The organism is Sulfuriflexus sp. (genome assembly GCF_032250955.1).
GTDB lineage: Bacteria > Pseudomonadota > Gammaproteobacteria > AKS1 > AKS1 > Sulfuriflexus.
The window spans coordinates 1-9,002 of sequence record NZ_JAVVES010000087.1; the positions used below are offsets into that span (position 1 = coordinate 1).

General features: G+C 56.2%; 7 protein-coding genes. All 7 read left to right on the forward strand.

Going from position 1 to position 9,002, the window contains the following annotated elements:
- The first annotated feature begins 250 nt into the window (after positions 1 to 250).
- The 7 genes from RQ738_RS12395 (at position 251) to RQ738_RS12425 (ending at position 8,986) form a co-directional block, all read left to right on the forward strand.
- The gene (locus RQ738_RS12395) at positions 251 to 1,420 is read left to right on the forward strand and encodes a glycosyltransferase (protein WP_314165558.1); all 1,170 of its coding nucleotides are present in this window, start codon (positions 251 to 253) and stop codon (positions 1,418 to 1,420) included.
- A 14-nt stretch (positions 1,421 to 1,434) separates the two neighbouring features.
- On the forward strand, positions 1,435 to 2,400 hold the full coding sequence (locus RQ738_RS12400; protein ID WP_314165559.1) for a hypothetical protein: 966 nt from the start codon (positions 1,435 to 1,437) through the stop codon (positions 2,398 to 2,400).
- A 250-nt stretch (positions 2,401 to 2,650) separates the two neighbouring features.
- Positions 2,651 to 4,294, forward strand: a complete 1,644-nt coding sequence (locus tag RQ738_RS12405; RefSeq protein WP_314165561.1) for a ShlB/FhaC/HecB family hemolysin secretion/activation protein — start codon at positions 2,651 to 2,653, stop codon at positions 4,292 to 4,294.
- Between the two features lie 4 nt (positions 4,295 to 4,298).
- A complete protein-coding gene (locus tag RQ738_RS12410; protein ID WP_314165562.1) occupies positions 4,299 to 7,163 on the forward strand; it encodes a filamentous hemagglutinin N-terminal domain-containing protein in 2,865 nt (954 codons plus the stop codon).
- Entirely contained in the window at positions 7,160 to 7,879 is a 720-nt protein-coding gene (locus tag RQ738_RS12415; RefSeq protein ID WP_314165563.1) for a FecR domain-containing protein, read from the forward strand. Before RQ738_RS12410 ends, RQ738_RS12415 begins: the two co-directional genes overlap by 4 nt.
- A gap of 23 nt (positions 7,880 to 7,902) precedes the next feature.
- Positions 7,903 to 8,640, forward strand: a complete 738-nt coding sequence (locus tag RQ738_RS12420) for a SapC family protein (protein ID WP_314165565.1) — start codon at positions 7,903 to 7,905, stop codon at positions 8,638 to 8,640.
- Positions 8,630 to 8,986, forward strand: coding sequence for a hypothetical protein (locus tag RQ738_RS12425; protein WP_314165566.1), 357 nt, complete (start codon positions 8,630 to 8,632; stop codon positions 8,984 to 8,986). The genes RQ738_RS12420 and RQ738_RS12425 overlap by 11 nt, the downstream gene beginning before the upstream one ends.
- Positions 8,987 to 9,002: the final 16 nt, after the last annotated feature.

The following is a 9,002-nucleotide window of genomic DNA, read 5'->3' on the forward strand; positions in this document are numbered from 1 at the left end:
ACCTTGGCGGACTGGATCTTTATCCTGATGGTGTTATACGGTAAATCTTACCCACCACATCTGGGGAAGAGCCATTTATTTTGCCATGAGTTCAAAAACATTGTGAAGGAAATTATCTACCGTCCGGGTCAGCAAACAAGTAAACCAGTGAGAAAGTGTGAACGCCGGCACGGTTTGTTATTAACCAGCGAATCGATTACCGTCCGTTTACATGGCGCGGATACTGTTTACATGGGAATTAGGCGGAGGCATGGGGCACTCATGGTGCCACCGTCCCTTGTTCAGGGCATTAATCGCCGCCGGCCACGAGGTCTGGTTTGCGATGCGCTCGCTTGACGGGGCAGAGGCGATGTTTGCAGGGATGAATATCCACTTGCGACAGGCGCCGCGCAATATTCAGAACACACACAACCCGATTGTCCCCGTATGTACCTATGCCCACTTGCTGCATAATGTGCTTTTTCATGATGTCGGCATACTGGTCCGGCATCTGGACGCCTGGCAGACCCTTATCGAGTCGGTGCAGGCGGATATGCTTGTTACTGATTTCAGCCCGGGTGCACTGTTAGCCAGCCGCGATATGTCTTTGCCAAGAGTGCAAATCGGTTCAGGCTTTATTGTGCCGCCGGAGGTCACGCCCTTTCCCAATATGCGTTTCTGGAAGGAGGTGGATCAAGCCAGGCTGGTCAAGGAAGAAAACCAGGTGTTGGCAACAGTCAATGCCGCGGTCGCGACGCTGGGCATGACGCCCCTGCAAAGGCTTGCTGATATCTTTGCAACGGATGCAAAAATACTGACTACCTTCAAGGAGGTGGATCACCTTGCAGAGAGGCCGGCGTCAGAGTACTCGGGACTGGTGCCGGATAATGAGGGTGATCTGCCGGTCTGGCCTGCCGGCACCGGCAAGCGGATTTTTGCCTACCTGAAGCCGTTTGAGACGCTACCCTCTTTGCTGGCAACACTGGCGCAAAAGGGTAACCCCACGCTGGTTTACTATGCCGGTGAGATAACCGCTGAGCTGGAGAGGTTCGCCTGTGACAGCCTTCATTTTACCAATAATAACCTGAACATTACTGAAACCGGCCGCCAGTGCGACCTGGCGATCACCCATGCGGGGCATACCACGGCAGTTGAATTCCTCCTGGCGGGTTGCCCCCTCCTGCTGTTGCCACTGCACCTGGAGCAGTTCCTGTTTGCGCAGCGGGTTGTCGCCCTGGGCGCGGGCCTGAACGCACCCTTGCTGAAACCGGAGGGTATGGCGGCAAAATTACACCTGCTTTTGACAGATAGCCGGTACACGCAGGCAGCCGAATCTTTTGCCACACGCTATGCACATGTCGATGGTGGGCAGGCAATTAACAAGCTGCTGGCGATACTTGCAAAAACGGGCAATGATTATTCGCGCCAGGCAGATGCGTAGAGACAAGCGGACAGATGAAAATACTCTTCACCCTCGGTATCCCTGATGATCTGATCGGCCACGTCAGCTTGCAGCAAATACAGGCCGGGGTAGCGTTCCCGGGAAACCTGCCACTCATCGATGCCCTGATAGCGCCACTGACGGCGAGGGGCTGGCAGGCAGAGTATGCCTACCTGGGCCAGCCGACGGAGATCAACGTGGCAGGGGCCGATGTGATCGTGAACTGCATCTGCGATGCCTCCAGGCAACAGCGTTCGCTCGGGATGCTGCAGGAGCTTGTCAACAAGACAGGTTTGCCCGTCACCAATGCCCCCGCCGCGATACTGGCCAGCACCCGTGATCGCCTGAGCGCGTATCATGACGAACAGATTCGGATTCCACGCAGCACGCGCTTCGCGGCCTCGTCATCCACTCTTGAGGAACATCTCCTGGGCCAGGCTCACCAGTTGCCGGTCCTGATCCGGCCCACCGGCGCACATGGCGGCAAGGGGCTGGTTAAGCTGGCGGACACGCAGGTGGCAACCTGGCAGCCGGCGGAGGACGAGTATTATGTAACTGATTTTGTGGACTTTATCTCGTCGGATGGGCGTTACCGCAAATACCGCCTGATCTATGCGGGCGGACGGTTATTCCGCCGCCATTTGATGATCGGCCAGGAATGGTTGCTGGATCTGGCCAGCCGCGAATATATGTCCCGGTATCCTGAATTATTGACCGAGGAAAAGGCCTTCATTCATGGTGAGGGCGATGTGGCGGCGGATAAGCTGGTGCGGATATTTGAACATTTCGGGCTGGATTACGGGCTGGTCGATTATGCACTGGATAAAAACGGCTTGCCGATCATCTTTGAGTTGAATGGCTGTTTCCAGCTGACCGGTAGTCTCAGCGCCGAGCAGCGCCCGTTATTGGGCTACCTGGAGGCGAACAATCCGGACATAACAGCAGCCATCCTGGAGAATATTGCGGCCCGGGCCCGGTGACCCGCATCACGATGGCCGCTTAATTTGGTATTTTTATAAAGTATTATCCTGGCCGCCAGGAGCCGAGGCGCATTATCGCCAATAACCGGAAAATGCCTACAGGCGGGAACACTCCCCCGATTGTCTGCGCTACAGGAGGCGCGTACAATTATTCTTATACTAATCAGGTACAGCGACAGCCATGGGAAACATGGCGTCGCAACAGGTTTCAGCCCGGCCACCGGCGCGATGAAACCTGTCCGGGGGAAGAATGCAAAGAATAACCACAATGTTGCCTGCGAGGGTGATTTTTTTCTCATTACTGTTGGGACACGCGGGCAGCGTTTGCGCCGTTGACCCGCCCAGTCCCGGTACCGTTCGCGAGCCGTTTACCTCCCCGACACTGCAAACCCCCTCCACGGATGGCGTACCGACTATTGAAGCCGAAACGCCGCCGCGGCCGACGGCAAAAGATCAGAAACGTATCCAGGTTAACCGCTTCGAGATTGAAGGTAACGTTGCCTTTAGCAGCGAGGAGTTGCTGGGGCTGATCAGGGAATTGCAAGGCCAGAAGCTGACCCTCGAGGAAATCTACGCCGCCGCCGAGGTGCTGACCGATTACTATCGCAATAACGGTTATTCCCTGGCGCGTGTCGTGGTGCCTGCCCAGCGCGTGAGCCTGGGCATTATCCGGTTCGAGGTCATCGAGGGCCTGTTGAACGAGGTACGTTTTGAAGGCAACCGGAAATATTCAAGTGAGGTTATCAACGGCTACCTGGGCACGGCGCAACCGGGACAGGCGGTGGGCCTCGAGGCGCTGGAACGCGAACTGTTGCTGCTGAATGACCTGCCAGGGTTGAGTTCACGTGCAGTAGTCCGTCCCGGCCCCGCTTACGGCACGTCAGACCTTATTATCAAGTCAGAAGAAAAGCCTGTTGAAGGCAAGATCAGTCTGAACAACTTCGGGCGCGTCGAGGTCGGTGAATGGCGACTGGAGGCAGAGTTGACGATGAATAACCTGAGCGGCGTCGGCGATCAGTTTGTCTTCAGTGGCACGCGTAGTGAAGCCGGTCGGCTTACCTATGCCAGCCTTGCCTATAACCGCCCGGTAAACAACCGCGGCACCCGGCTTGGCGGGGTCTTTTCCTATATCGACTATAACGTTGGTGGGCAGTTCGAGGCCCTGAACATCGAGGGCGAAACAACAAATTTCAAGCTCACCCTGAGTCATCCATGGCAGCGCAGCCGCCGGCAAAATATCCTGCTGGGGCTAAGCCTGGGGAGTAACGCCTCGGAGTCGAGTACACTCGGTATCCCGACCAGCGACGAGGACATCACTTTGCTGGAGGGCAGCGTACTCTTTAACAAGATTCACGCAAATAATGCCGCGTCTGCCGTATCCGCGGTGCTGTCTACTAACCTGCGCAGTAATAAGGATGGATCCGAAGAAAATGCGCAAAAGGCCAAGCTGGTTGTCGACGGCAATCATACCCGTTACCTGAACCGGGACTGGTCGGTGTTCTTCCGCGGAGTGGTCGCGGTATCTGCCGACCCGCTTGTGGACAGTGAGAAATTCAGTATCGGCGGGCAGGGCAGTGTGCGCGGTTTTCCGTCGGCCGAGGTGCGCGGCGATCAGGGCTTGTTGTTTACCACCGAACTGCGCCGCCGCTTCAACCTGGAAGGTACCCTGCCCGGCAGCGCACGGCTGTTTTTTGATACCGGCCGCGTAACCCGCAAGCAAGCAGCAGGTATCGATGAAGAGGAAAACCTTACCAGCATGGGTCTCGGGGTAACCGTTTTGCCGGCGAAGAATTTCACGCTGGATCTGGAGTATGCAAGACCGATCGATGCACATGAGACCACTGATGATCGTTCCGGTGGACGTTTCTGGGTAAACATGACGGCACGGTTCTGAGATGATGAAAATAAACAAACTCAGCAAGAAGCTCCTGGCAATCCTGTCATCCTGTCCGGCCGCGGTACTGGCGGGCCCGGTTGGTGGTGATGTGGTCGGCGGCACGGCGAGCATCAATTCGCCGAGTACACAGGGCACCGTCATCGACCAGAGCAGCGCCAGGGCCATAATCAACTGGCAGAGTTTTTCGATCGGTAGTAGCGAGTATGTGCAGTTCAACCAGCCAGATGCGTCATCAGTAACGCTTAACCGTGTTACCGGTGGTGACCCTTCCAGCCTGCTCGGTAACCTGAGTGCCAACGGCCAGGTCTTCCTCATTAACCCCAACGGGGTTTATTTCGGTCCCGGTGCGACGCTGGATGTGGGCGGCCTGGTCGCCAGCACGATGGACATTCGTGACGAAGACTTCATGAACGGTAATTACCTGTTCAGCTCGAGTAATGACGGAAGCGGTGCCTCGGTCGTCAACGACGGTATTATCCGCGCGCGCGAAAAAGGCTATGTCGTGCTGGCCGGTGATCGTGTTGAAAATAACGGCACTATTGAAGCCAGTTACGGGCAGGTTGCCCTGCTCGCCGGTGGCGAAGTGACACTGGATATCGAGGGCGATGGCCTGGTGAATTTCAGTGTTGATGCCGCGACTGCCACCGAACTGGCCGGGGTCGAGAACGCCGGCGACCTGATCGCCGATGGTGGCCGGGTGGTACTCACAGGTAAGGTCAGTAACGCGCTGACCGCGACAGCCGTGAATAACACTGGCCTGGTGCAGGCACACGGCATCGCGGAGCAAAATGGCGAAATCTTCCTGCTTGGCGAAGGCGGCGACATTGTTAACAGCGGCACACTCGACGCCAGCGGCACCGCTGGTGCCGACGGCGGCGCCGTGATCGTGCGTACGGATCAGGATATTGACCTCGAGCCCGGTAGCCTGATTGATGCGAGTGGAGACGGGACGGGCACTGGCGGGGTGGTGCGCGTGATTGCCGATGGCACACTCAATGTCCAGAGCGGTTCGCTGATCGATGTGGCGAGTGGCTCGGCAGTGGTCGGGCAAGGCGGTTTTGTCGAGGTCAGCGGTCACGAATCGTTGTTGTTCGCCGATGATACCGTGAAACTGGGCACGGGCGGCACGCTGCTGATCGACCCGGCCGATGTCGATATCGTATTCAGTGGCGCCGCGGCGAACCAGATTAATGCCAGTAACATCGAGAATTCACTGAATGGCAACAATGTCATTGTTGCCGCCACCAATTCAATCAACTTTATGACGAATGTTAGTGTTGCAGGCAACCCGTCTTACGGCGGCAACCTGACCGTCGGTATCGGCAGTATCGGGGCGCCGTGCGCGGGTTCATCTTTCTGTGCCGCCGCGGCGACATTCACGCCGACCACCGGCGGCACGATTAATATGAATAATTATAGTGTTGATGTGAATGGCGATCTCGGTCTTGTCGCCCAGGGCGGGACGATTGCCAAGGTTAATGATCTGCGCGGTAAAAATGTCACCCTGACGGCAAACACGATCACGACTTCTTCAAATACCTATATCGGTGCCGTCCGCGGCGGCGGCGGTAACCTGGTGGTCAATGGTAATGTCGGCCTGAGTACGGCGGCGTCATATGGCGGTAGCGTTTCCTATGCCGCGAATAGCGGGGTCACACTCAATGGCAATACCAGCCTGTCAGGGGGATCCTATGCGCACGTATACGTCAGGGGAGGCGGCGCAGGCGTAACCGTCAATGGTAATCTCAGCGTGAGTGGCAGCACGAATGCAAAAATAGATATAGGTGCGACCGGTGCGGTAACCCTGAATGGCAATGTGACGGCATCAGGCGCTGCAGCCGCGAGGATTCAGATTGATGGTGCAGGTTATGGTGACGGCTCGGGAGGCGCCGGTTCGGTATCCGGTAGCGGACTGTTAACGGCGGCCAACATACAGATCTACACGCCGGGCAATACCAACATCCGCACCAACTCGCCGAGCGTCAGTATCTATGGAAGCAGTGGCGGCTCGGTCACTGGCAATATCTATGTCGACAATACGGCCCGCACGGCAGCCTCGACAATCTGGCTGGGTTCGTCCAGTGGCTTGACGGCGGATATCGTCAAGCTCGCCTTCGGTGGTGCCGGCACTGTTAATGGCCCGCTCACAGCCGATGCCGTGTCCGTATATGCCGGCGGGGACCTGACCGCGCTGGAGGGCTTTGATGTAGGCGCGAGTACGGTGCCGGGGGTAACGGGGGATGACGTGCTGACGAGCTTCCTGGCCGCGGCTGGAATCACGGATGGCAATGGTTCCTCTTTACCCAATGCGAGTTTTATTTCCGGCGGTACGCTCAATCTCGATGTTGGCTCGCTGACGCAGGCAAACCGCTACCTGTTCCTTGCTGCCAATGAGCTGACACTGGCCGGCACAAGCAGTGCCCCGAACCTGCTGGTGCAGATGCTGCCGTTTACCGCGACAAACTCAATTGGTTTTGAATCTTCCACGCCGGGTACGCAACTGACCAATTATACCGAGTCGGGGCATTTCTCCCACTTCACGGGTACGACCATGGCGCTCGGCGGGGCGTTACATAATGCCGATATTCAAATCGGCCAGAATGGCCTGATTGATATCGGCAGCAAAAACCTGATCTTCCTGACGGCGACACCGACGGTGATCGGCATTGAAAATGTGATTGGCACCGGGCTCATTAGTGTTATCTCGGCCGTATTCCCGACGGTGTTGATTGACGAGGTGGGCGGCGGCACCAGCGGCGGGACGACAGTTGATGATCCAGACCGCGATGATGAAGAACAGCCGGAAGGTAGCGTGGCCATTGAAGAAGGTGGCGTCAGGAATAACCTTAACCTGAGTTGCTCATGATGAGAATGCATTACATTATAAAAGGCCTGTCAGTGTTGTTCCTGCTGGCGGCACTGAATACGGTTAATGCGGCGGCAACGGAAGCGTCTGCCGGCAAAATCGTGCTGCTCATCGGCAAGGCGAGCGTCATTGATGCAGCGGGCAAGCCTCGGAAGTTAAAACGCGGCGGAACATTTTTTGAAGGTGATACCTTCGAGACGCAAAAAAAATCCTTTGTAAAACTGAAGTACACCGATGGCGGCGTGATGTTGCTGCGCCCGGAGACGAAGCTCGTCGTGGAAGAATTCAGGAACCCCGAAAAGGGCGTAGGCAAGTCAGTATTTAATCTCGTCAAGGGTGGCCTGCGCGCAGTTACCGGTGCAGTGGCGAAGAAAGATCCGTCCACCTATAAACTCAAGACACCAGTGGCCACGCTTGGTGTTCGCGGCACGGATTATGTTGTGCGCTACTGCAGCGGCAATTGCGGTGACCTGGCAAACCTGGGCGTGCCCGCGCCGCAAGACGGTTTGTATACAGGCGTAAGTAGCGGCGGTATTGTGCTCACTAACGGTGGCGGTAGCCGCCAATACAATGCCGGCCAGTTTGGCTACGCGACGAGCTGGAATACGCCACCGGAGCAGTTAGCCGACGCACCGGGTATTCTCAAGGTGGATAACCTGCCGGACCCGCTTGCCAGTGAAGGCGATGATTTCATTGCCGGCAATGCCTGTGAATAGTCGTTACCAGGGCTGACAGGAACATGCCGCTGATCGCCCCCCCCGGCTATGCTGCAGTTGCCCCGTTTGACAAGGAAAAACACACCGGCCTGGGGTTTGCAACAACCGGGTCAGCAGGTTTTGCCGCAAGCCTCAATGCGATCTACATAGCATGTGCAGAATTCCTGCAGGCTTCGCGGCACTACCCTGTTGTCTTCAGTTTTAGCGAGGCGCAGCAGCGATACTCGCCGATGATCGTGACCTCGTTTACCAGTGGCAGCAACCTGTTCGTATCTGATGCTGGTGAGTGGGACAGGGAGACCTATATCCCCGCCTATGTCCGGCGTTATCCCTTTTGTGTGGCCGAGCTTGGCAGTGATGAGGCGAGCAAACCGCTTGTCTGTGTTGACGAGTCGGCCCTCAGCGAGACGATGGAGCCCTTCTTCAATGCGGACGGCGAAGCAGGTGAGGCCTGGGAACGTATGCAAGCTTTTATGCAGGAATACGAGACGGCCCGACAGCAGACAGAGCGGTTTGCGGCAACGCTGGCGGAACAGGGATTATTCGAGGTCTTCGAGGCGCAGGCCTTTGGCGAAACTGGCAAGCGATACCACATAACAGATATGTACCGTATAAATGAAAAAAAATTACAAGGGCTTTCGGAAACGCGGCTGCATGAATTTATAGAGAAAAAATACATGTACTATATCTATGCACACCTGTTATCGCTGGACAATTTCCAGCGATTGCTGGACAGAAAAGCGGGACATCATGGGGATTGAGATAAAACTCTCCGATCAGCAACTGCCGGTAACCCCGGTATTTGTCGATTTCCTGAATCATATTGTCGATGGCCAGTCCTTCATGGGGCATGAATGGTATGACCAGCTAAACGAAAAACTGAATACCGAGCAGCAGAACCTGTTGCTCCGCGCCAACGAAAATGCCCGGAAGGTGATCGATTCACCGCTTGGCCAACAGGCCCTGGTAAGGGCGTATGAATTGTTTGTGGCGCTGCTGGTGGGTGATATTGCACCGATTCGTGAGCTACAGTTCAAATTCCATTTTATGCCTCGTCAGAAAAATTCATGGGTAGTTTTCGGGGCAGGTAGCGCTCCAAGCGCGTGATATAAGGCGATTTCAG

Bases quoted from the DNA above. Each gene is read 5' to 3' on its own strand.
- RQ738_RS12395 (WP_314165558.1), top strand. From the start codon at position 251: ATGGGGCACTCATGGTGCCACCGTCCCTTGTTCAGGGCATTAATCGCC.
- RQ738_RS12400 (WP_314165559.1), top strand. From the start codon at position 1,435: ATGAAAATACTCTTCACCCTCGGTATCCCTGATGATCTGATCGGCCAC.
- RQ738_RS12405 (WP_314165561.1), top strand. From the start codon at position 2,651: ATGCAAAGAATAACCACAATGTTGCCTGCGAGGGTGATTTTTTTCTCA.
- RQ738_RS12410 (WP_314165562.1), top strand. From the start codon at position 4,299: ATGAAAATAAACAAACTCAGCAAGAAGCTCCTGGCAATCCTGTCATCC.
- RQ738_RS12415 (WP_314165563.1), top strand. From the start codon at position 7,160: ATGATGAGAATGCATTACATTATAAAAGGCCTGTCAGTGTTGTTCCTG.
- RQ738_RS12420 (WP_314165565.1), top strand. From the start codon at position 7,903: ATGCCGCTGATCGCCCCCCCCGGCTATGCTGCAGTTGCCCCGTTTGAC.
- RQ738_RS12425 (WP_314165566.1), top strand. From the start codon at position 8,630: ATGGGGATTGAGATAAAACTCTCCGATCAGCAACTGCCGGTAACCCCG.